This window comes from Streptomyces sp. NPDC032198, assembly GCF_040636975.1.
Lineage (GTDB): Bacteria > Actinomycetota > Actinomycetes > Streptomycetales > Streptomycetaceae > Streptomyces.
In genome coordinates this window covers 68,420-90,009 of record NZ_JBEZVL010000015.1, presented here as the reverse complement: position 1 = coordinate 90,009, position 21,590 = coordinate 68,420, and the positions used below count along the sequence as shown (strand labels likewise).

The following is a 21,590-nucleotide window of genomic DNA, read 5'->3' as shown; positions in this document are numbered from 1 at the left end:
AACAGACGTCCCTGTCCGTAACATGCGCGAGTCACTGCCCCCGCAGATCATGAAGAAGCTTTGACAGAACCTGTTCCTCGTACTCCCGAGCAGTGTCGTTGGCCGCGGTCACCCGCAGCTCGTACCTCCACAGTCGGCTGCCGGGCGCGTACTCCCGTAGCAAGGCGACGATCCTTTGGCCTGCGTTGTCGTCGTCAGCCCGGAGATGGAGCTGTGCTCCCGATCGTTCCAGGCCGGTGATCAGCTCTAGCGCCGCTGATGAAGGCCAGCCGTAGGTACAGACAAGGGGAGCGCAGCTGGTGCCGTATTGCTCGGCCGCTGCCTCGACGACCGCGGGGTTCTCACAGACATAGACGGCGTCCGCCCCTGGCGCCATGGACCAGGGCCCACGGAGTGAGCGTTGGGTGAGCCAGACTGGCTCTCCGACCGTCGCCGCCGCTGCCGTGATGGAGACCGCTGACGCCGTGCCCGTGAGCGTCAGATTGAGACAAAGCACCGTACTTGAGACCTCGTCGCAGGCGATGCCTCGTGCTGCCCAGGCTGTCCGCCAGTTCTCACCTGCGGTGATGGTGCCTGGAGTAACACGATCGGCCAAGTCCACGGCCCCGTCCGTCTCGAATGCTGCACACCCAGTGATCAGCACGGCCATAGCTCTGCCGAGTTCGGTGTCCTTGTCCAGCGCGTGTGGATCATCCAAGACGGCGGCAGCGAAGACAGGGAGAGACACCGCCCCCTGGTCGGCTGTTGGTAGCTTCGCCCATACAGCGCCTACCGCGTCCACTTGGTGCTTCAGGCTTCCGGATCCTGCCCTGGGACGCGCTCTCAGCTTCAAGAACCAATGAGCCACCGAGTTCGGAACTCCGGCAGCGGTGAGGCTGCGCAGCGATTCACTGAACTCAGTTTCTCGCTCGGCCTGCTTCTGGGCCTTCAGGGCCCGCAGATCGTCTAGCTTTCCCTGACTTTCGGCGAGCGACCTGAGCGTCGCGGATCGACCAGCGAGCGCCTTCTCCAGTGGCTGAACACTGACGCCTTTGCCAGACGTCACCCAGGAGAGTCCGAGGAGTTTCCCGACTTCACGACGCTCCGATTCGGTGAGTTCCACCTTGATCTCACCGCGCACGATCCCCCTCTGCCCGATCCGCCGCCGCACTTCCTCGATGACTTTGCTGGGCCCCGGCAGTTTGGCCCAAGCCAACAGCGAGGCGTCGATGTCGTTATTCGTCACGGAGTTCTCCAGCAGCAGAGAAGAGGTCTGGGGCCGGCTCTTGGCCAGCATGTGCGGAGGTTGCCGCCGCACGTGCCGCCAGGTGGGCTGGGTCTGGGAGCTCGAGGGGCTCCATGCGGCCCGCCGCCCAGAGCATGAGCGTGAGGTCAGCTCCGGGCAGGGGGTGGGGTGCTCGAACGACCTCGTACATGGCGGCGCTGGGCACAGATGCGCTGTTCACCAAAGGCCCCGGGCCGGCCAGGAGATAATCCATGTCGAATTCGTGGAGCAGCCCGAGGACGCTGGAGCGATTGGGGCCATCGACGCCATCGAACGCTTCGTCCAGCCACAAAGGCCGCGGGCCCGTTGGGGTGCCCTGGTACATCGTGGCGAGCGCCGCGACGAGGGGCAGCATGAGGGTTACGACGCGGGCGCCTCCGGAGAGTTCTCCGTGTGCATCACGTTCGAGTGGTGTCCACCGGCCTGTGCCGATGCGGCTGTCGATGACGACGGTGAACCACCGTCGGTAGTCCAGGACTTCGGTCAGCCGGCCGCGCCAATCCGTCTCGCCTTCGTCCCTGGCTCTGCGCTGGGCTTCCTCGACGCGGCTGCGGAGGAAGAACTGGATCTGGTCTTGAGCTTCCGTTGGTAGGAGGTCAAAAGCCTCTCCGCTGAGGGCGTCGAGGACCTCGGCGCCATGGGGGTCTTCCTCCAAGGGAGCACGACGGAGCCGGAGGGTAATCCGGCTGGTTCCTGTCGGATGCTGCGCGAGTGTCTGGTTGATGGTCGTTTCTAGCGAGTGGACAGTCTCAAGCCGGTCGCGCAGGTGCTCGATGAATGTGGAGCCGAGGAGCTTGTCAAGGGTTTCGTGCCATGCCTGGTCGTAGCCCCGTTGGAGCTCCTCGTGCTGCTGTGCCAGCCGGATGAGAGCTTCTCGTGGGCTGTATCCGATGCCCGAGCTATCGACGACCACTTCGACCATTGGCAGTTCATCGGGGTTGTCGGACTCGATGATGCGCACGGTGCGTCCGGCATCTACTTCCAGGATTGAGCGCACCTGCGTGGTTTCTTCAGCGAGCTTGCGCCATGCCCTCTGGATACGAATGTTCTGTGCGTGGGTGTCTCGCTCAGGCCAGTCCACAAGGTCGATGGCTGCCCGCGCCGCCCGCGCCGCTTCCAACGCACCGGACGTTGTTGAAGTTTGTTCCGTCCCAATCTCGAAGTCTTCGGCCAGACCACAGTCGACCACCCTCTTCCAGTCTGCGGTGGCGTCCTCGCGAACTTGCTTGGCTTTCGCTCGCTCCTCTTCGATCGATTGGAGCTGTGCCTCCGCACCCACACGTTCTTCAACGTGTTGAGAGCGCGCCCTCTGCCTGAGCTCGGCCTTGTGCTTTTGCTCCTCAAGGAGCCTGTCGATCTCCTGCACGCGAGCCAGGAGGTCCTGCCCGTCCTTCGAGAGCGCCTCCAGGGCCGTACGCGCCTGCACCTTGAGCTGCTTGGCCTTCTGGCTCAGTGTCTGCGCCTTGTTCTCCTGTTCGCTTGCCCGAGCGGCCTCCCGCCCGGCGATGCCTTCTGCGTGCCGTACGTTCTGTCGTTCTCCCTGGAGAACCCGCCGTTCTGTGTTCAAGGTCTGTAGGCGCCTGCCGAGAGCATCGAGCTGCCGCTGAAGCAGTTGGAGCTGCTCGTCTGCTTGGGGAAGGTGATGCGCTTCTCTCCATGAAGAGGCGGCGCGTCGTGCTTCAGCAACCTGCTCGTGCAGGTCGTCGAGAAGCTGCTGTTCGGCTGCGAGGCGGCCGGCGGTGTCATCCTTGTGCTTCTCTGCGGTAGCGACGGCACGGACCAGCGTCACGAGAGTTGAGTCGTCCGGGGCGTCAGCCGTGATGACCCTGAATTGCGATAGTCCGTCTTGGGCGGTTTTGGCGGTGGTGTTCGCCTTGTCGATCTGCTCGGCAAGCTCCTGGAGCTCGTTGCGGAGCGTGGCGATGCGCTGTTCGCGGCGTGCCTGCCGCGCCGCGATGCCGATATAGCAGGCGCCCTCGTCCAGGGCCTTGCACTGCCCTGCCATGCCTGCAGCGGACCAACGTCCATCCGCCGCGATGTATGAGCCGTTCGTTGGGGGCGGTCCAGCGGTGATCCACGCGATGGAGGACAGCATGGCCGTAACCGGCTCGGCCAGGGCTCCGGAATCATCGGCGGGTGTGAGCATGGCGGCCAACGATGTGCTGGCCTCCGTCTCACCCCCGGGGAACATAACCGCGTCGATCCCGTCGCGGGCGGCTTCCCACCTGCCGTCGGGAGTCACCCACGCATCGAGGAGACCTGCTGCCGCAAGTGCAGCCTCGATGAGGCTGAGTTCCGCGGCATCTGTTCCATCAGCTGGGTCGAGGAGTCGCCACAATGGTGCGCCGTGGTGGGAGGGAAACGCGGGCCTGTCCCGTCGCACCCAGCCGTACGGGCTGGGGGGTGCTTCGTCAGGCTGGTTCTCCAGGTGGTCGATCTCTTTCTGCTTTTCATCTGCCTGTACTTGGAGGGCTTGGACTGTCGCTTCGGCCCTGTTCTTCGTCTCCATGAGCTGCTCACGCCGAGGCCCAAGGAAGTCCTGGTCGATGAACTGTCGAAGGACAGGGAGAGCGCCCTTCCCGCGGAGTCGGCCGGCAACCTCGGTCCATGCCTGGACGTGCTGTTCTGACGGTGGGGCTGGGATGCGGACGGACCACTGCCCGATGTGATCTACGAGGCGCTGGCGCTCAGTGTCTGCGTCCTCTATCGCCGAGGTCAGGCCCTTCCCTGCTTCATCATCGGTCTCTTTGAGGGTTCGGACTGCTGAGTCCTTCACCTCCGCATCGTGCTGAGCGCCTTGAAGGTCTTTGAGCAATCCACGCAGGTGGTCGAGGTGGCCGCGACGTGCCTCGTACGAGGCCTGGGCGCGAGTGTCATCACCATCAGTGATCCATTGCTGGACGGCTTCGGAGAGTCCCGCCTCATGGGCTAGCTGGGCAGCACCTCCGGCTGCCTCCTGAATCTTCTCCTCGTGGGATAGCGCCTCTTCGCTGAGCCGCTGGGCCTCCTCCTGCAGCTGGTCAGCGGAGCCCCTGGTGCTGTTCGCCTGCTCTTCCTGATGTGCGGCATCCTCTGCATGGCGCTTGGCATCCTCAGCGAGGGCGCGGGCACGCTCTTGTGCCGTTTCAGCATTGGTGTAGGCGTCCAGTCGGCGGATCTCACCCTGTTCGGTCAGCAGATCGTCTCGCTGCCGCTCCTCCGTGGCCGACTCATCATCGAGCTTGTTGATCTCCTCGATGGCCGTGTCATGGCGTTTGCCCTCGTTGCGCGCCTTGCGGGTGATGTCATCGAGGCTGCTGTTTGCGGCGACGACATTGTCTGCGGCGTGGCGGACCGTCGCTCCGGCCCAAGGCGTCCAAGCGCGCCGGTTGAAGACGCTTAGAGCGTCCCGGGCTTGTTGGGCACTGTCGCGATCGTTAGTGATCTTCTCTAGTTGGTCCCAACCGTCGGCGAGCTGACGAATCTCGTGGTCCTTCAGGGGCGGAAAGGCCATCCGTAGTTGCTCGGACAAGAACTTCATGTCGAGGCGCTCGCCAAGCTTGGGGGTTCGGATCACCCGCAACATCCGGACATAGCTGTCGAGGGCCGTCTCGTCGCTGTCGAACACGTGCCGCGCGAGGTGTCTCTTGTAGTCCTCCGCCGATTCGCAGCGGTGCCATCCGTCGGTGGCTTCAAGGTCGCTCGCGGGGATGACTGAAGCGCCCTTCACGAGCAGAATACCGTCGCGGACGCGGGCAGGCCCTTCACATACTGCCCAAGTCAGTGATGGTCGGCCCGATTTGGCACGCTTGGCCTCTGTGTAGAGGAGAGCTGTGACGTACTCGGGACCTGCGGGCGTCGTGCGGCCGTACTCAACCCAGATCCATCCCCGGCTCACCGACTTGGATGCGTCACGTCGATCCTTGTCGGAATCAGTCGGCTCCACGTAGTACCGGAAGCGTTTCTTGCCGTCCCCGAGGGTGTCGATGAGGTGCGGCCCCGTGTTTCCGGCAAGCATGATCAACGTGGTGAGGGTCATCAGCGTCGACTTGCCGGTCTCGTTGCGCCCCATCAGCTGGGCTCGCCCGTCACTGGCCCAGAACTCTGCTACCTCGAACTCCCACATGTTGACGACACCGGCGCGCAGCTGCTGCCACCGGTCGGTGCGTGTGGGTTCTGGAAGCCCTCCGGATACTGCCGCTTCACGCCAGCTCAGCAGTTGCTCGGGGGATAGAGCTTCACTGGTGGCTCCGCGGAATTCGAAGCCGGCAGCCTGGGTGGTGTTGTTCACTCTGAGTCCTCCGTGAGGGACGTTGAGCTGTTCCAGCTCGCTGCGGGCTCCGGGGCCCTGTACCTGCCGGCTGCGGCTGTCAGTGTCCAGTGGCCGTCGTCGTCGACGTGGAGAAGGCCCGCGTCGCGCAGCGTTTCTTCGGAGACTGGTCTGATCCGTTCAGGGCGTTGTTTGAAGTAGTCGGTCAGATCGGCGTGATGTTGGCGGTGCAAGTCGGCTGCCAGAGCGTCGACTTGGTGTGCTCTCAGCCAGACGGTTCCATCAGCGTTTCGCTGTCCAATGTTGCCTGCGGCATCGCAGATCCTCAGCGCCACCCATGAAGCTGCGGCTGCCTTGGGCCAGTCGAGCGTCGCGTCTACGGTCCATGCATGGTCGGGGTGCAGGATCAGCACCAAGCCCTCGGCGCGCACTTCAACGGTTCCCCCGGTCATGGTCCGTGCCGCATCGGCCAGGCGCCCGGCCATGCTCGTGGCGTACGCGGCGTCATCTTCGTTGAGGTCGGCGTACAGCAGCGCCGGTGTCTCGATGAGGAGGCGCAGCATGCGCGACCAACGGGTTGCCGCAAAGAGCTCCTGCTCGGCTTCTGCTGATGCCGACAGGGCCAGGGCCACGGTGTGGGGGTCAAGAAACTGAAGGAGCGCGGCACGATCTATGTCGTATCCGGCTCCGATACCGGTACGCGCGGCTTCCCAGGCACGCAGCATTTCTTCGTCGCGTGTGCGGCGGACGAGGACTCCGTGTGACTCCAGGCGGCGGACCGCGAGGAGCAGCGTGGAACGTTCAGGGCCTTGCTCGGGGTCGTAGGCGGTTACCGGACTCGTCTCGAGGCTGGTGATCACGCGGACCTGGTCCGAAATGGCCTGCAAGGTGGTGGTGGTGTCCCGCTCTTCGCATGCAGCGGCGGCCAGGAGAGTGAGTACGAGCTCTCGTCGCTTGGGGGGCTGCGAGGTGTAGGGGACGGCGATCGTTCCGGCATGCGGCGTACGGTGAAGCCGGATGATCTGCCCGGCGATGATGAGCCGGTATCCGAGTCTGCGGAACCACTCCGTGAGCTGCCGCTGGTGGCGCATGACAAGCCGGTGGAGTTTGCTGTCGTTGGCCGTAGTTACCAGCGGCTTGGTCAGGAGTCCGACGAAGGCGCTTTGCTCCTCGAACCTCTTGTTGACGGTGAGCGCCTTCATCCTCGTTGAAACTCCAAGGTCACGTCATCGAGCACGACGACTCCTTCGGGAAGCTGGATGGTGGCGGACGACGTGGCTTGGGGGGCTGGAACCATTCGGATCTGCCACCGCGCGTCTTCGGTGGATGCGCTGCGTGATCCATCCGGATGTCTCGTGCCTGACCTCGCGGTGGACAGCATTTCCCAGAGCAAGGCCCCTTCCGCATCCGTGAGTTCGCCCCAGGTACTCAGCGGCTGTCCGGTTCGGCGCAGGATTCCTTCTTCCGCTTCGGCGAGCTCTCGGCGGGCCTGGGCTGCCTTGCTCCGGGCTACGGCGCGTGCTTGGGAAAGGTCGGGAATCCGCCCTGGGGTGCCTTTCAACGCTTGGTGGCCCCGCGCGCGCAATCGACGGTCTACTGCGGCGGGGGGAGCGTCCCAGAACGATGAACCAGCGGGCGCGGCATCCGGAGCATTGAGGATCAGGTGGACGGGCCGGTAGAGGCCCGTTGCCCTGCGCCAGATGTTCCAAGCCGCGTGGTCGTCCTCAGCTCGCTCCAACTCCCCTGCCAGGGCCAGTACTTCTGCTCGCCGGCTTACTGCTCCACCCACGGAAAGGAGCGTTCTGTGGCTGCGCAGTACGTCCGGTACGGCGTCTCTGACCTGACGCCGAAGACGTCGTGACTCGTTGTCTCGGCCGCAGAACCAAGCTCTGAGCGTCGCTGCCGCGTCCGTCAGCTCGTGGACTGCATCTGCGAGAACACCATCAGGCACTTCTGCCCCAAGGCGATGGAGAGCGATCGCTCGCCAGGTATCGGCGTCGAGCTCTGCTACCCGCAGGGCGAGAGCCCCGATAGCCGGCGTATGTAGGTCAACGCTCGCTCCCCATACATCGACGTAGTTGCGCAGCAGGGTGGTGAGGGATTCGATCTTGTCTGCGGTGGGGGCTCCGCTCAAGCCGTGAGCCATCGATGACTGCCAGCGATGAGCAGCCCGCTGCATGTCGCTCAGAGTCAGCTGAACCTGCGCCCAGGCTGTGTCCGCTGTCTCGTGATCTCGCGCGAGTGCCGCACTGCAGAACTCCTCGACATGCTTGGCGATCAACGCGGGCCCCAGGAGGGCTGATGTCGAGGTGTCTCGCTGTGCCCGCTCTTGGGCTACGACAAATCGATGCAACTCTGCGGCTTGTTGGGTGAGTTGGTACCGCTCGCGGTTCCGGAGGAAGTCCGTCTCAAGTTCGGCGCGGTCTTGCCAGCTCTCGACGGTCCCCCACTTGAACAACTGCACCATCTTCTGGTCGAGTTCAAGGGCGTCCTCTCGAAGCAGATCCTCCGCAACCCCGTATCCATACTGCTCAGCTGCGTGCTCACGCAGCAGCCGCGGCAGATCTACCCGAGCAACTCCCGTGAGGGATCGCGCCTGACCTTCCAGGAGCACATCGACAATCAGTCGATACGGGGCAGAATTTCGGACAGTCAAATAGGAGGCGAAGCGAATCCGCCCGGGCAGCCCCGCAAGGGCCCACGCATCAACCTCCGTCGCTGATCCAGCATGCCCACCGCGCTGCCGCGGCAACGCATTCGCGCGAACGTTCGGATTTGCGCTCTTTGTCGCTCGCTCATCCACCGGCGATCCCTCCCCGCAGCACCTCATTGCGCTACCCAAGGACCGTAGCTTCGGGCACTGACAATCCATCGGCCGTTGTCCCATACTGCCGATCAAGAAACGTTCCCAGAGAACACTGCCGCGAGACATGACGCGGGTGATTTGACAACGACTGGGCTGCCCAGCCTGCTGGCGTAGGCCCTCGCTTGGCTCGCCTAGGCTCGGGGATGGGCGTGGGGCTGGAGCAGCATGCCCACCGCTTTTCGCATACCGGCCTCACTCGCGGACCTGGCCGTCCCGGTCGATAAGCTGGTCCCGTACCACCGGAACCCGCGTACCGGTGACCTGGACTCGATCACCGAGTCGTTGTATGTCAACGGACAGTACCGGCCGATCGTCGTCAACCGCGGCGCTCTGACCGGGCGTCCAGGGGAGATCCTCGCTGGCAATCACACTTTCAAGGCGGCCAAACAGCTCGGCTGGGACAAGATCGCTGTCACCTGGCTCGACGTGGATGACGACGCCGCAGCGAAGATCGTCATCGTCGACAACCGCACCAGCGATCTCGCCGGGTACGACAGCGTGCTCCTCGCGGACATCCTCACCGAACTCCCCAACCTCCAGGGCACGGGCTACGACCAAGACCAGCTCGATCAGCTCCTGGACGAGACGGCACTCCCAGCACCCATCGAGCTGCCCACCGACGGCGCGGACACCGGAGCTGCGGCGACGGTGGACTACCTGCAGTGGGGGTACATGCAGTGGTCCTCCACCCGCGTACGGATCACACAGGCCGAAGTCGAGCTGCTCGATGCCCTGTACAAGAACTTCGTCGGCGATCACGACTCCGACCTCGGGTTCGGCTGGCACATCCTCAACGAGGAGCACCAGGCCGCAGAAGGAGCGGTCGCGTGAACCCTCTCGACGTACGGTTCGACCCTGTCTTCCCCTTGGAGAAGCTGAGGCCCGCGGACTACAACCCTCGACGCCTATCCGAGGAGTCGTTCGTCAGGCTCCAGGGATCGCTGCGCCGCCACGGTGGGGTGAAGCCTGTGATCTTGAATGCCGACGGGACACTGGTCGCAGGTCACCAGAGGACCAAGGCCTTGAAGGCGATCGGTCAGACGACGACGCCAGCGATGATCCTTCCGCAGAAGGTGCGGCTTCAGGACGAGATCAAGTTCAACCTCCTGCACAACCGCGTCGAGACTGATTCTTCCGTCGTCTACGCGGAGCCGGGGCCGATCGGCCAGTGGTGCTGGATTCCGTGGCAGACCATTGAAGTCGAAGAGTCACGCAACTTGCCGTTCCAGCAGGCGATCGGCTTCATGACCGCCGCCCACGGCCCGTGGGGCTCGGTAGTCATCGATGACCAGGGCCGCGTCGTCCTCAATGCCGAGTACGCGGCCGTCGCAAAGGCCCAGCGTTTCGACATACTCGCCTGGACCGTGGCCTCCTTCGATGCCGGCCAGCTCGTCGAGGACCTCACCGGCGAGTACGGCGTCTACGACTGGACAGGGCTCGAAGAGCAGGCCCCGGTGTGGAATCAGCACATCGTGCAGCCCAACCGGCTGCGCGAGCACTCCTCGAAGGCCAAGGCGGACAAGGTCCGCTATAAGTCCGAGGTATGGGAGCGCCTCGTCCTGCCGTGGCTGACCACCTCCCACCGGGTGGTGGACTTTGGTTCCGGGCACGGCGACTACGCACGTCACCTGCGCGGCAAGGGCTACAGAATCGACGACTACGAGCCGTACCGCACCCTGAAGGGCAAGTACGCCGTCGACATCCGCACCATCGTGGGCCAGATCCGAGGCATCGAACGCGAGTTGAAGGAGAACGGCCTCTTTGAGGTGGTGGTTCTCGACTCTGTCATCAACGCCACCACCTCCCTCGACTACCAGCACTGGGTGCTCACCACTGTGAACGCGCTCTGTGCGGCGGACGGGCAAGTCTGCGTCGGGACGCGTAACTTGGAGCGAGAGTTGACGTACGAGAAGTCCGAGCACTCCATTAGCCGCGACTCCACTCGCCTGTCGTTTCTCGACAGCGAGAACGTGGACATGCGGTTCGTGCGCGGCAAGTGGCAGCGCATCCGCTACCACACACCCGAGTCGCTGCGCGGCCTGCTGTCCCGGTACTTCGAGGACGTGCAGATTAGTGACACCACAAGGGCCACAGTCAAGGCCGTCTGCAAGCACCCCCGGGTCCTGCCGATCGAGGAATACCGACTGGCATTCTCGGAGGAATTCAACATGCCCTACCCTGACGAATTCCGACACAATAAGCACAGCGGAATTCTGGCAATTTTGCTAGAATTGATCGAGGATAGGAATTCTAATTTGGAGGGGCAGGGTAATGCATTCGATGGCGGACTCGAGCAGGGTTCGCATAGACATTGAAGCCCGTGACAGCTATCGCATCATGTGGCTGGCCGGCATCCGTGAAATCGACCTGACACAGCACTGCCTCAAGACGTTCGGAGAATGCGACCGGCCACACATCAACATCCATCAACGCCGGCAGACACTCCATCTTCCCACGGCGAATCCGCCAGTCGCCTGGTATTTGTGTGCACTACCGATCCCCTGGGCCTGGCCCCGCAATGCACACCTGGCATTCGAGCACACACCCGGCGAGACCTGGGAGGGAGACGCCCTCGTACAAGGCCTCGGCGTCCGACTGACCAACGCTCGCCCCATCCTCGGATGGGGCGAGCACTCCATTCCGCTCGACGCGGGCAATAGGAGTTCCCGGCTGTACCGGACCTGCAGGAACTGGCAGTTCGCCTGGTGGCTGCGCATCAACCGCGACGTACCAGACGCGCTACCCCTGCCCGGAGGTGATGCAGACGAGAACGGCCCGGAGCAACTGACATTCGCCTGACCGGCTGATCGGTGGACGAGGTGGCCGGCCATCGCGGGCCGCCCACCGAGTCCGCCGTGTGGATCTGGTACGTCTGCGGCCTGTCCGACGGGCCTGATCAGCCTGTCAGGTGACTTCCTTGCGTCCGGAGCTCCATCGCCGATGCCGACCTGCTTGCTCTGCGCATCTCGGCTGCGGCCGCGGTGCGCGGAGCTCGGCTGTTCGGCTCGGTCGGCAACGCCTCGCCTCCAGTCAGAAATGCTCGCCGCGAACGCGGGCACCGCTGCTAGCATCCCCGCATGATCGCGCCTTCGTTCCGAATCGAAATGATGCCCCGCCAGCGGGGCTGCTGATACCGGACACGCGCGTTTCCGAGGCCCCGAGACGGGGCCTCGGTCTGTTCAAGGACTCGGAGCTCCGCCTCGTTACTGGAGGTTCCGATGACCGCACCACGCCACTACGTCACCACAACGATCCCGTACGTCAATGCCCGCCCGCACCTCGGCTTTGCCCTGGAACTGGTGCAGGCAGACGTCCTCGCCCGGCACCACCGCCACCGCGGCGATGAGGTTCGGTTCCTCAGCGGAACCGACGACAACTCACTCAAGAACGTCCTGGCCGCCGAGGCCGAAGGAGTCGACGTCCAGACCCTCGTTGACCGCAATGCCGAGGCGTTCGCCGCGCTGCGGGAACCGTTGGCGCTCTCCTTCGACGATTTCATCCGCACCAGCTGCGACCCGCGTCATCGCATCGGCGTGGAGCGGCTGTGGCGCCAGTGCGCCTCGTCCGGTGACCTGTACCGCAAGCACTACGAGGGCCTGTACTGCGTGGGCTGCGAGCAGTTCTACACCCCGGCCGACCTCGTCGACGGCCGATGTACCGAGCACGGCACCGAACCCCAACTGGTCGCCGAGGAGAACTGGTTCTTCCGACTGTCCAGCTACGCCGACACCCTGCACGAACTGATCTCCAGCGGGACCCTGCGGGTCGAACCGGCTGCCCGCCGCAACGAAGTCCTCGCCCTCATCGCCGGCGGGCTGCACGACTTCTCCATCTCCCGTTCCCACATCCGAGCCCGCGGCTGGGGCATTCCTGTACCGGGCGACGCCAGCCAGGTCGTCTACGTGTGGTGGGACGCGCTCGGCAACTACGTCACCAGCCTCGGCTACGGGGACAATGCCGAGGCCTATCAACGCTGGTGGGCGCAGAGCAACCGACGCATCCACCTGGTCGGCAAGGGGGTGGTGCGCTTCCACGCCGTGTACTGGCCGGCCATGCTGCTGTCCGCAGGGCTGCCGCTGCCCACCGACATCCTGGTCCACGACTACCTCACCGTCGACGGACGCAAGATCAGCAAGTCCAGCGGCAACACCGTCGACCCTGCGGACCTCGTCGACGAGTTCGGCGCCGATGCGGTGCGCTGGTGGCTTCTGCGGGAAGTCCCCAGGGTCGGTGACGCCGACTTCACCCGGGAGCGGCTCATCGCCCGCGCCAACGCCGACCTGGCGGGCGGCCAACCTCGTAAACCGGGTCGTGACCATGGTCCATCGCTACCGAGAGGGTCACGTGCCCCTGCCCCGCGCCGAGGCTCTGGCCACGGAACCGCTGACCGCGGCTTGCCGTAGCGTCCCGGACGAGGTTGAAACGGCCCTATCCAGCTTCGACTTGCGGAAGGCAGCCTCCGCGGTCTGGAGGATCGTGGAAGAGTCCAACCGCTGTATCGACAACACCCGACCTTGGGAGCTGGCCAAGGCAGAGCAGAGCGGTGCCCGGGAGGCCGGGGAACGCCTCGACACGGTCCTCGCCGCCCTCGTTCAGGCATGCCGCGTACTGAGCAACCAGTTGCAGCCCTTCCTCCCGGATGCCGCCTCCCGGATCGCCGGGCAATGCGCAGAGATCAATGGGAGCCTGCCGCCTGCGAACCCGCTGTCCCCTCGCATTGCCGAGGGCAACGCATAGGTCGACGCTCAACCTCACCCTGGTGACGCTTCCAGCAGGAGCGGCTTCTCCGTCGCTCCCGCACCGCCCCTGTACAGCCGGTAGGTTGGCCAGCTCACGTCATCATGTTGGTGCTGAGGACGGGGGGACTCTTGCTGCCGGAGATCGACGCGAAGCAGCATGAATGGCGAATAGAAGACCGGGAGTACGCCCGGCAGGAGGAACGCCGTAGCCGCCGGTTCGCGTTCACGCACCTTGACCCAGCCCGCACCGCCCTGGCAGTGATCGATATGGTGCCCTTCTTCGTCTCACAGAACCCGTACTGCCAAGGCATCGTGCCGAACATCAGCCGCCTCGCGGACAGCCTTCGAGCGGCGGGCGGCACGGTCGCCTGGGTCCTGCCGGCGGTGGGTGAGCGTACGGCGGTGGGTGACGAGTTCTTCGGCCCGGAAGTCGCCGAACTCTTCCGCACCTCTGGTGGCACCGGGCCTCTGGCCAACCGTCTCTGGCAAGACTTCCTGGTCCACCGCGACGACTTGTTGGTGGAGAAATCCGCGCCCAGCGCGTTCTTCCCTGGCCGCTGCCACCTTCCTGAGCTGTTGGAGCAGCGCGACGTAGATACGGTCCTGATCACCGGAACTGTCACCAACGTGTGCTGCGAGTCGTCGGCCCGCGATGCCAGCACCCTCGGCTTCCGGGTCATCATGGTGGCCGACGCGAACGCGGCAGGTCGCGATCAGGATCACAACGCCACACTGCACACCGTCTACAGAACGTTTGGCGACGTGCGTCCCACCCTGGATGTGCTCGACTTGTTCAAGGGGTGAAAGCCCCTGGAAGGTCTGCCGTCGTCCCCGGCCGACGCGAGGTGCGGCCGGCAGTGCGCTTTGGAGCGCCACCGCCGCTCCTGTCTCTGCGGGCGCCCCTGTATCCCGGATCGTGATTTTGTGAACGCGCAGGTCACCGCGGTTCGCGGCTGAGTCAGGGATCATGGACAGTAGGCGCGGGGCCCAGGGAGTTGTGTCATGGGCCGCCCCAACCGCGCCACCCGGGCTGCCATCACCCAGCGCCGCGCTGACGCGATCGACCTCAAGCTCGCCGGCGTCGACTGGCTGACAATCGGCCGCAAGCTCGCCGCCGACCCCTCGATCAATACAGATGGTGCCGCCTACCCGCAGGGGTACGGCATCGACAAGTACAAACGAGGCCTGGAACCTCCCACCGACAAGCGGCTCATCGAGCTCGCGTGCAAGGACGTCTCCAAGGCCCTCGTCGAGCGCACCACTGCCCTGGATACCAATTCCGATGAGCTGCGTCAGCTCATGGTGGAGCGACTCGAGCGACTGTTCTTCGGCGTCTACCGGGCCGCGATCCGCAACGGCGACTATCAGGCCGTCGACCGGGCCGTGCGGATCATCGAACGCAGCAGTCGCCTCCTGGGCCTGGACCGGCCCGTGCGCACGGAGCTGTCGGGTCCGGACGGTGGGGCAGTTCAGGTCGAGACCGCCGGTCTGGACGAGCTGGAACGGCTGATCAGCCTCGCCGACGGCGAGGGTGGCGAGGCCTGACGAGGCTGCGGTCCTCCAAATCTATCGGTCGCTTCCCGCACAGCGCCGCCGTGAGATAGCCGCAGCCTCCACCCCCGAGCTTCGTGCGCAGCTCCTGCGCATCGAGCGCGAGCTGGCGATGAACCGCTCCCCCGGTGCGATGGCCTCCGTCCTCACAGACGGGCGCGAGATGCAGGCTCCGCACCTGGCGAAGATCGACGCGGCGTTCGAGCAGGTTGCGGCCGGGAAGCCGACGAAGCTGCTGCTGACGATGCCGCCCCGACATGGCAAGAGTCGCCGAGCCGCCAGATGGGCACCGCTCTGGTACCTCCGGCGTCGCCCAGAGCACCGGGTGATGATCGCCTCCTACTCTTCCGACCTTGCCGACGATCACGGCCGGTGGATTCGGGACGCGATCCTCAACTACGGCCCCCAGATCGGCATCAGCCTCCGCAGCGGCTCATCGGCCGCGAACCGTTTCGACCTGGCCGGCACCGAGGGCGGCGCCGTCATGGCCGGTGTCGGCGGCGGCCTCACAGGCAAGGGCGCCCACCTGGCCGTGGTGGACGACCCGATCAAGGACGCCGCCGAAGCCTCCTCCCCCACCATGCGCAAACGGCTGTGGGAGTGGTGGCAGGCCGTCCTGCTCACCCGCATCGAGCCTGGCGGCTCCGTGATCCTGATCCAAACCCGCTGGGACGAGGACGACCTCGCCGGCCGTGTCCTCGCGGACGAGGGCGACCGATGGACGGTCATCGACCTGCCCGCCCTCGCCCTCGCCGAAGACGACGCACTCGGCCGCCCCATCGGCACCGCCTTGTGGCCGGAGCGGTACGACACCGAGGCGCTCTCCGAGATCCGCCGCTCCGTGGGCGAGCGCGTGTGGTGGTCGCTGTACATGCAGCAGCCGCGCCCGCAGGACGGCGGTGTGTGGCAGTGGTCGTGGATCACAGAGAACCGGACCAGCGCGGCGCAGCTGCGCGGTATCGACCTGGCCCGCATCGTCGTTGCCGTCGACCCGGCAGGCGGAGAGTCCGCTGTCGGCGACGAGACGGGCATCGTCGCCGCAGCGTCGGACCGCAACGGTCACCTCTACGTCCTGGACGACCGCTCCGGTAATCGCGGAGCAGACGCGTGGGGCCGCGAAGCATGCTTGCTTGCAATCGAGTTGCGGGCCGACGCCATCGTGGTCGAGTCAAACTTCGGCGGCGACATGAGCACGCAGATCCTCCACCAGGCGTGGCAGGGACTCCAACGCGAACAGCGCACGGAGAACATGCTGATGCCCGCGGTGCTGCCGGTGACCGCCAAACAAGGCAAGCGCCTTCGAGCGGAGCCGATCGCCCAGCTCTACGAGCAAGGCCGCGTGCACCACGTCGGTGAATGGCCTGCGCTAGAGCAGCAGATGGTGACGTGGGTCGCCGGCATGGACTCACCGGACCGCATGGACGCCGCTGTTCACGCGCTCACACAACTCGCCGGACCCAGTCAGGCAAGTTCCACGTCGACACCGTACGGCGACAACCGCCTGTCCGGCCGACGATGAGTACGGAGAAGTCGCATCGGCGAGTTCACGCCAGCACCCTGCTGCGCCTCTTACTCATGACGGGTCAAGCCACGGGCCCGTCACAAATGGGAGGAGAACGGTCATGGCGCAGGTTTAGGGGGACAACCCCGTAGAGAACCGTGGGCAGCAGGTACTGGGCGAGCACCACCACGCATTGCGGCAACGCCTCCGCGACGTGCTCGATACCGAGGCCGGCCTGGAGGAGGTGCTGCGCCACACTCCACCCCACTGACACAGGTTCTCGATCACCTAGGGTGAAGAGGGCGCGGGGCCGACGTTACGGACCTCACCCCGTGGGCTTGCGCACCTTCCTCACCGACTCCTGGTCGTGGCTCAACTACAAGCCGGTCATGTCCGCCACGCACGACGGACGGCCTCACCGCTCTCTGACTCCTCAGCTTCACGCGACGTGGCTGCCCGATGAGGCAGTTCGTCGTCTCGCCGCGTACAAGCTCATGGCGGCATACGACAACAACCAGGCCGGAGAACTCGCCGCTCACACAGGTAACGAAGCAGCCACCGAGCGCCGGGAGTTCGGCGATGCGTCGACGTTCGTCGACACCGCTCTCGCACACTTGCTGGGCAAGTCGCAGCAGATCATCGTGCCCGGCGCCGAGCACGCCACCGACGAAACCCCGGCGCCCGAAGCTGTGGCGGCCGCGGAGGTACAGCAGCGTCTGCGAGCGTGGGCGGAGGCAGAGCTACTGCCGCTGCGTATGCAGGCCGCCGAGCGCAAGGCCGTGCTCCTCGGGGACGGCCTGTACCTGCTGGCCTGGGATCCGGACAAACAGCGAGCGCGTCTCAAGACGTACGACCCCGGCTTCTACTTCCCCGTACTCGAGGACGATGCCGACCCTGGCGACTATCCGCAGCGCGTACACCTGGCTTGGGAGCTCCCTGAAGACCCCAAGAGGGGCGTGAAGGCCAGGCTGCGACGGATCACGTACGAACTCGGTCCCATCAAGCCATCCACACGCAGTCATGAGGGAGTGGACGGACAGGGGGTACGGCAGCCAGTCGGCGATGGGGCCGGAGGGCTCGTCGTCGAGCCAGGCGATCGCTACAACCCTGACTCCCGCAAGATCGAGCGCCTCTACCCCTGGGCATCTGGTCGGCCGTCGACTATTACGTGCTACCTGACCGACGCTGAATGGTCCTTGGACGATCTGCGTCATGGCCAGTCCCTTGACGAACTGCCGCTGGACAAGGCCCGCTTCCGCACCCGCGGAGACGGAGAGGTTCTGCACCAGCTGGACCTACGGCTGGACTTCATCCCGCTCGTCCACATCAGCAACACGGTTTCCGACGGCGAGCATTTCGGGCAGCCGACGCTCGCGAAGGTCATGCAGGCACTCGACGAACTTGCGGAATCCGACACCGACTCCGCGCGCGCCTCCGCCACCACAGGCGCACCCATCATCGGCCTGGCCGGAGCACGCCCCGAGGTCGACCGCGTAACCGGCAGGCCCAAACCGCTTGCGGTCGAGCCTGGAACGATCTTCGCGCTCGCCGACGGCGGCCGCATGGACGTCCTCGACACCTCGCACCAGCTCGCCGAGCTGCGTGCCCGGGTCGAGGAGGTCCGAGACAGGGCCGCCGTCAACGCCCGGCTCCCCGCCGTCAGCTTGGGAACCGTCGATCCTTCCGACGTGCCCAGCGGATACGCCCTACAGCTGTCCCTCGGCCCACTGGACTCCCTGGTCGACTCCATGCGGCTCGCGCGCGCCCACAAGTACGCGCTGCTGTTGAAGATGGTCCAGCGGATCCACCAAGCCGGTCGTACAGAGGGCTGGGCTGCAGGGGCCCCGCTGTCTGCTCAGATCGTGTTCGGCCCGCACACCCCCACCGACCGGACGGCCATCTTGGAAGAGGTGGTGCGCGGCGTTACCGCGGGCGTGCTCTCGCTGGAGACAGGCATTCGCATGCTGCAAGACGCCGGGTACCCCATCGAGGACGCCCGTCAGGAACTCGAACGGATCAGGGCCGGGCAACGGTCCGAGACGGGCACCAGACGGAAGCACACCGAATCAGCGGCCCCCGAGGAAGAGGCAGATGATGTCAGCGAGTAGAGCCGGATTCTGTGTAGTGCTTCTCTGACTTCACTTCTCGTATCTCCAGGGTGAAGTCCTTGCCCGTCGGGCTGTCGACGTATGTCTCCTGCTCCGACGGCAGCCCGTCCTCCGCAGCCTCGCCAGGCTCCCCCCTGCGTTCCTTCTGCGTGATTTCGTACTGGGCGTGGCTCCTGCTGTCGGGCTGCACCCCGGACATAGTCACTACGTTGCTGCTGGCGTGCACTGGAGCTCCAGACCGCGACACGTCGAATCTGATCGTGTAGGTCTTTGCCTCGGCGGAATCGTTGTACGCCGTCACCGACACGTGCGGCGTGTAAGTCCGGTCGCCGTACTTGGGGATATTCGATGACGCCTTATCTACCGATTCATAGGCGACCTCGATACGGCCACCGCCCACGGGGATCGCCGTCCGCTCCGAGTAGGTGAGGACGCGATCCCAGTCGTCCCCCTCCGCGGTGACAAGCAACATCGCGGCGGCCGTCACTACACACGTTCCCACGAGGACTGCGACCAGCTTCGTACGGTGCGGATACTTGCGCATGTTCCCCCCAAAGGTCCTGAACATCAGGATACGGAGATGAAGCGAACTGTTGATCTTGCTGGGCGGGTCGCTTCAACCCCATATATCCGCGCTTACCCTGTTCGCCCGAAGTTGTTGTGTCTGTCTGCCCATCGTTCCTGCGACGTGATCGCGGGGCTGCTGTTCACGTCAGTAGACTCGGGTACGGCGCGGGGCCGTCTGGGAGCAGCACTTCTTGATGACCCGCACCCTGCCTGACCCGAACATCGCGCTCGGCTTCCGCCGCGACGGCCGCCCGATCCTCCCCATCCTGGGTGCTTCCGCAGAGGACCCCTCAAATGACGAGGCGCCCCTCAGCCTCAGCCAGAAGCACCTGAACGCCCTGATGGCGCGAGAGAAGGACCAGGGTGGTCGTGCCGCGGTCCGCACCCTCGTCGACAAGCTCGGGTTTCCCAGTGCTTCAGCTCTCGAGGAGTTCATCACCCAGGTTCGCCAAGTTGAGCAAGAGCAGCTGACCGAGACACAGCGCCGTGAACAGGCGCTCGCCGACCGGGAGCAGGCCGCCCTCGCCCGCGAAACAGCAGCGTCCGCGAAAGAGCAAGAAGCCTCACGCCGCTCCATGCTCGTAAGCGCGGGAGTAGCAGGCCGCGACCTCGACGATGCCATGGCACTGCTGCGCGTCACAGACGATGTGGACGACCCCGCGCTCAAGGAAGCCGTCCAGGATCTGCAGGGTCGCCGGCCCGAGCTGTTCTCCGCCTCCGCGGGTTCGAGTCCAGCCGCTCCCGGCGGCGCTCCCGCGTCCGTACCGCCGCCCCATCCCGGAGGCATCGAACGCACCCCTGGCGCGGCTGGCCTGGAGATGGCCCGTCGCCGCGGCTTGATCTCCGCCTCCGACTAGCTCTCAGAGTTCGAACCACCCGCTCGGGGACCACGCCTCGCTTCTCCTCGTGGACGGCTCCACCATCCGGTGAGTGCGCGACCGCACCGCATCACCAGGAGAAACGGCTTGAGCATCCAGCCGTACACCACCTCCGTGACGGCCACCACGAACCGGGACTGGCTCGCGTCCCGGCATGGCACCGACTCCACGGAAACCATCACCCTCGACCTGACGAAGCTCACCAGGAACACCCACTACGTCGAACCGTCCGCCGCCCAGCCGCACGGCTACGTCCGCTCGGGCGTCCCTGTCGGACGCATCACCGCCTCCGGGCTCTTCGGCGCATACGATCCCGCGGCCAAGGACGGCCGCGAGGTCTTCGCCGGCCTCGTGTATGCCGAGGCGCCGTTCACTTCCGGCATCACCAAGATCCCGGCAGCACTGTTCTGGCACGGCACCGTGAACACGGCGAAGATCCCGGGCGGCATTGACCCGGCCAAGATTGCGCCGAGCCCGGCCGGGGCGCAGATCCGCTTCCTCGGGGCGGTAAGCGCATGAGCGTCGCCGACCTCCTGAAGAACGTCTCTGTCGCCGACCTCACGGTCTACGCCCGCACTATCCCGAACCCCGGCGACTTCCTGCTCACCCAGACGGTGTTCGCCGAGACCAAGGTGCAGGACGTGAAGTGGCGCATTCGGCAGAGCAAGCGCCGTGTGAATACCGCCTCCTACCGGGCGTACGACACGAGCGTGCCGTTCGCGAAGCGGCAGGCCGAGTCCACGCAGACCGAGGGCACTCTGCCGGCGCTCGGCCAGAAGCTCCTCGTCGGCGAGATGGAGCAGCTCCTCCTGGACGCCTCGCGCGGCGCTGACGAGGACCGCCTGGTGGAGCTGCTGTACGACGATGTGGAGCGCCACGTCGAAGCGATCCGCTCCCGCCTCGAACTCGCTGCCGGTGACGTGCTGTTGGACGGCAAGTTCACCCTCGCAGGGGAGAACGGCCTCACGGTCGAGGCGGACTACCGCGTACCGCAGGCCAACATGCCTACGGCGCCGAAGCCGTGGTCTGACCCTGCAGCGGATCCCATCGCGGATGAGCTTCGGTGGATCGACTACCTCGACTCCATCGGCGCCCCGGCACCGGAGATGGTCCTCACTTCCCGCAAGGCTTGGTCGCATCTAGTCAGCAACCAGTCCTACCGAGCGGCCTACTACGGCACTCCTGCTGGTGGCCAGACTCCGACGGCGACGCTCAATCCAGAGCAGGTCAACTCAGTGCGCGGCACGTACGGGCTCCCGCCTGTCACCTTCTACAAGGCTCAGGTGTGGCAGGACGACGTGTCCAAGCGGGTCCTGCCGGAAGACCGGTGGATCATGCTGCCGCCAGACCGCGCGAAGTGGGGCCAGACCCAGTACGGCACCACCACCGAGTCCCTCGCCCTGTCACGCGGCACGAACCCGCAGATCGAGCGGGAGGACTCCCCCGGCATCGTCATCACCCGCGACGTCCAGGACGACCCGGTGCAGATTTGGACCAAGGGCGCCGCCGCCGCGATGCCGGTCCTGTACTCGCCGGACTGCCACATCACCGCCACCGTCCTGTGAGCGCCGCCGTCCACTCCCCCGGTGTACTGGCCACAGCCGTGCACATCCTCGATCCGGTCGAGCACGTTCCTGTGGTGCTCCTCGCCGGCACTCAGGTAGCAGACCCGGCCGTCGCCGAGCAGATTTCCAACCCCCGCTGTTGGGAAGACGATCCGCTGGCCTCCCAGAAGTCGGGGAGCCCTACGTCCGCCCGGAGGGCGAAGCCCGCCTAGGGCCAACCCTCGCGGCGGGGGGGCGGCGGCGTGGCCGCGGCACCCCCCCCCCCCCGGCCCCCCCACCCCGCACCCCCCCGCACAGCCCGT

17 protein-coding genes are annotated in these 21,590 nt (G+C 65.4%); 12 read left to right on the top strand and 5 right to left on the bottom strand.

The window, feature by feature from the left end; all coding sequences use genetic code 11:
- Window positions 1-31 precede the first annotated feature (31 nt).
- From AB0E78_RS33580 to AB0E78_RS33565, 4 genes are read right to left on the bottom strand one after another with little or no spacing between them, the layout of a single operon-like run.
- Window positions 32-1,276: a TIGR02679 domain-containing protein gene (locus AB0E78_RS33580; RefSeq protein ID WP_361840727.1), complete on the bottom strand. Its 1,245-nt coding sequence runs from the start codon at window positions 1,274-1,276 to the stop codon at window positions 32-34.
- On the bottom strand, window positions 1,215-5,534 hold the full coding sequence (locus AB0E78_RS33575; protein WP_361840724.1) for a TIGR02680 family protein: 4,320 nt from the start codon (window positions 5,532-5,534) through the stop codon (window positions 1,215-1,217). Before AB0E78_RS33575 ends, AB0E78_RS33580 begins: the two co-directional genes overlap by 62 nt.
- Window positions 5,531-6,715, bottom strand: coding sequence for a DUF2398 family protein (locus tag AB0E78_RS33570; protein ID WP_361840721.1), 1,185 nt, complete (start codon window positions 6,713-6,715; stop codon window positions 5,531-5,533). The genes AB0E78_RS33575 and AB0E78_RS33570 overlap by 4 nt, the downstream gene beginning before the upstream one ends.
- Entirely contained in the window at window positions 6,712-8,316 is a 1,605-nt protein-coding gene (locus AB0E78_RS33565; RefSeq protein ID WP_361840718.1) for a DUF2397 domain-containing protein, read from the bottom strand. Before AB0E78_RS33565 ends, AB0E78_RS33570 begins: the two co-directional genes overlap by 4 nt.
- A 228-nt stretch (window positions 8,317-8,544) precedes the next feature.
- Here AB0E78_RS33565 and AB0E78_RS33560 point away from each other — a divergent pair, with 228 nt between their 5' ends.
- The 9 genes from AB0E78_RS33560 to AB0E78_RS33520 all read left to right on the top strand — a co-directional run bounded on the left by AB0E78_RS33560 (window position 8,545) and on the right by AB0E78_RS33520 (window position 18,278).
- Window positions 8,545-9,210 carry a ParB/RepB/Spo0J family partition protein gene (locus AB0E78_RS33560; RefSeq protein WP_361840715.1) on the top strand — a complete coding sequence of 222 codons (666 nt, stop codon included), beginning with the start codon at window positions 8,545-8,547 and terminating at the stop codon, window positions 9,208-9,210.
- Complete coding sequence (locus AB0E78_RS33555) at window positions 9,207-10,694, top strand: ParB N-terminal domain-containing protein (protein WP_361840712.1); 1,488 nt, start codon at window positions 9,207-9,209, stop codon at window positions 10,692-10,694. Before AB0E78_RS33560 ends, AB0E78_RS33555 begins: the two co-directional genes overlap by 4 nt.
- On the top strand, window positions 10,660-11,178 hold the full coding sequence (locus AB0E78_RS33550; RefSeq protein ID WP_361840709.1) for a hypothetical protein: 519 nt from the start codon (window positions 10,660-10,662) through the stop codon (window positions 11,176-11,178). Before AB0E78_RS33555 ends, AB0E78_RS33550 begins: the two co-directional genes overlap by 35 nt.
- Window positions 11,179-11,597: 419 nt before the next feature.
- Complete coding sequence (locus tag AB0E78_RS33545) at window positions 11,598-12,782, top strand: methionine--tRNA ligase (RefSeq protein ID WP_361840706.1); 1,185 nt, start codon at window positions 11,598-11,600, stop codon at window positions 12,780-12,782.
- 73 nt (window positions 12,783-12,855) lie between these two features.
- A complete protein-coding gene (locus AB0E78_RS33540) occupies window positions 12,856-13,116 on the top strand; it encodes a hypothetical protein (protein WP_361840704.1) in 261 nt (86 codons plus the stop codon).
- A 131-nt stretch (window positions 13,117-13,247) separates the two neighbouring features.
- A complete protein-coding gene (locus AB0E78_RS33535; RefSeq protein WP_361840701.1) occupies window positions 13,248-13,922 on the top strand; it encodes an isochorismatase family cysteine hydrolase in 675 nt (224 codons plus the stop codon).
- 198 nt (window positions 13,923-14,120) lie between these two features.
- Window positions 14,121-14,663 carry a hypothetical protein gene (locus tag AB0E78_RS33530; RefSeq protein ID WP_361840699.1) on the top strand — a complete coding sequence of 181 codons (543 nt, stop codon included), beginning with the start codon at window positions 14,121-14,123 and terminating at the stop codon, window positions 14,661-14,663.
- Complete coding sequence (locus AB0E78_RS33525) at window positions 14,650-16,188, top strand: terminase family protein (protein WP_361840696.1); 1,539 nt, start codon at window positions 14,650-14,652, stop codon at window positions 16,186-16,188. The genes AB0E78_RS33530 and AB0E78_RS33525 overlap by 14 nt, the downstream gene beginning before the upstream one ends.
- 320 nt (window positions 16,189-16,508) lie before the next feature.
- Window positions 16,509-18,278 (top strand): hypothetical protein, encoded by a 1,770-nt coding sequence (locus AB0E78_RS33520; RefSeq protein WP_361840694.1) that lies wholly within the window; start codon window positions 16,509-16,511, stop codon window positions 18,276-18,278.
- Here the strand turns inward: AB0E78_RS33520 and AB0E78_RS33515 are convergent.
- Window positions 18,268-18,846 (bottom strand): hypothetical protein, encoded by a 579-nt coding sequence (locus AB0E78_RS33515; protein ID WP_361840692.1) that lies wholly within the window; start codon window positions 18,844-18,846, stop codon window positions 18,268-18,270. The genes AB0E78_RS33520 and AB0E78_RS33515 overlap by 11 nt on opposite strands.
- A 193-nt stretch (window positions 18,847-19,039) precedes the next feature.
- Between AB0E78_RS33515 and AB0E78_RS33510 the strand changes: the two genes are divergently transcribed.
- The 3 genes from AB0E78_RS33510 to AB0E78_RS33500 all read left to right on the top strand — a co-directional run bounded on the left by AB0E78_RS33510 (window position 19,040) and on the right by AB0E78_RS33500 (window position 21,288).
- Complete coding sequence (locus AB0E78_RS33510) at window positions 19,040-19,702, top strand: hypothetical protein (protein ID WP_361840689.1); 663 nt, start codon at window positions 19,040-19,042, stop codon at window positions 19,700-19,702.
- Between the two features lie 108 nt (window positions 19,703-19,810).
- Window positions 19,811-20,242, top strand: a complete 432-nt coding sequence (locus AB0E78_RS33505) for a head decoration protein (RefSeq protein WP_361840686.1) — start codon at window positions 19,811-19,813, stop codon at window positions 20,240-20,242.
- Window positions 20,239-21,288, top strand: a complete 1,050-nt coding sequence (locus AB0E78_RS33500; RefSeq protein WP_361840684.1) for a major capsid protein — start codon at window positions 20,239-20,241, stop codon at window positions 21,286-21,288. The genes AB0E78_RS33505 and AB0E78_RS33500 overlap by 4 nt, the downstream gene beginning before the upstream one ends.
- Window positions 21,289-21,590 lie beyond the last annotated feature (302 nt).

Bases quoted from the DNA above. Each gene is read 5' to 3' on its own strand.
- AB0E78_RS33570 (WP_361840721.1), bottom strand. From the start codon at position 6,715: ATGAAGGCGCTCACCGTCAACAAGAGGTTCGAGGAGCAAAGCGCCTTC.
- AB0E78_RS33560 (WP_361840715.1), top strand. From the start codon at position 8,545: ATGCCCACCGCTTTTCGCATACCGGCCTCACTCGCGGACCTGGCCGTC.
- AB0E78_RS33580 (WP_361840727.1), bottom strand. From the start codon at position 1,276: ATGCTGGCCAAGAGCCGGCCCCAGACCTCTTCTCTGCTGCTGGAGAAC.
- AB0E78_RS33515 (WP_361840692.1), bottom strand. From the start codon at position 18,846: ATGTTCAGGACCTTTGGGGGGAACATGCGCAAGTATCCGCACCGTACG.
- AB0E78_RS33500 (WP_361840684.1), top strand. From the start codon at position 20,239: ATGAGCGTCGCCGACCTCCTGAAGAACGTCTCTGTCGCCGACCTCACG.
- AB0E78_RS33545 (WP_361840706.1), top strand. From the start codon at position 11,598: ATGACCGCACCACGCCACTACGTCACCACAACGATCCCGTACGTCAAT.
- AB0E78_RS33510 (WP_361840689.1), top strand. From the start codon at position 19,040: ATGACCCGCACCCTGCCTGACCCGAACATCGCGCTCGGCTTCCGCCGC.
- AB0E78_RS33550 (WP_361840709.1), top strand. From the start codon at position 10,660: ATGGCGGACTCGAGCAGGGTTCGCATAGACATTGAAGCCCGTGACAGC.
- AB0E78_RS33530 (WP_361840699.1), top strand. From the start codon at position 14,121: ATGGGCCGCCCCAACCGCGCCACCCGGGCTGCCATCACCCAGCGCCGC.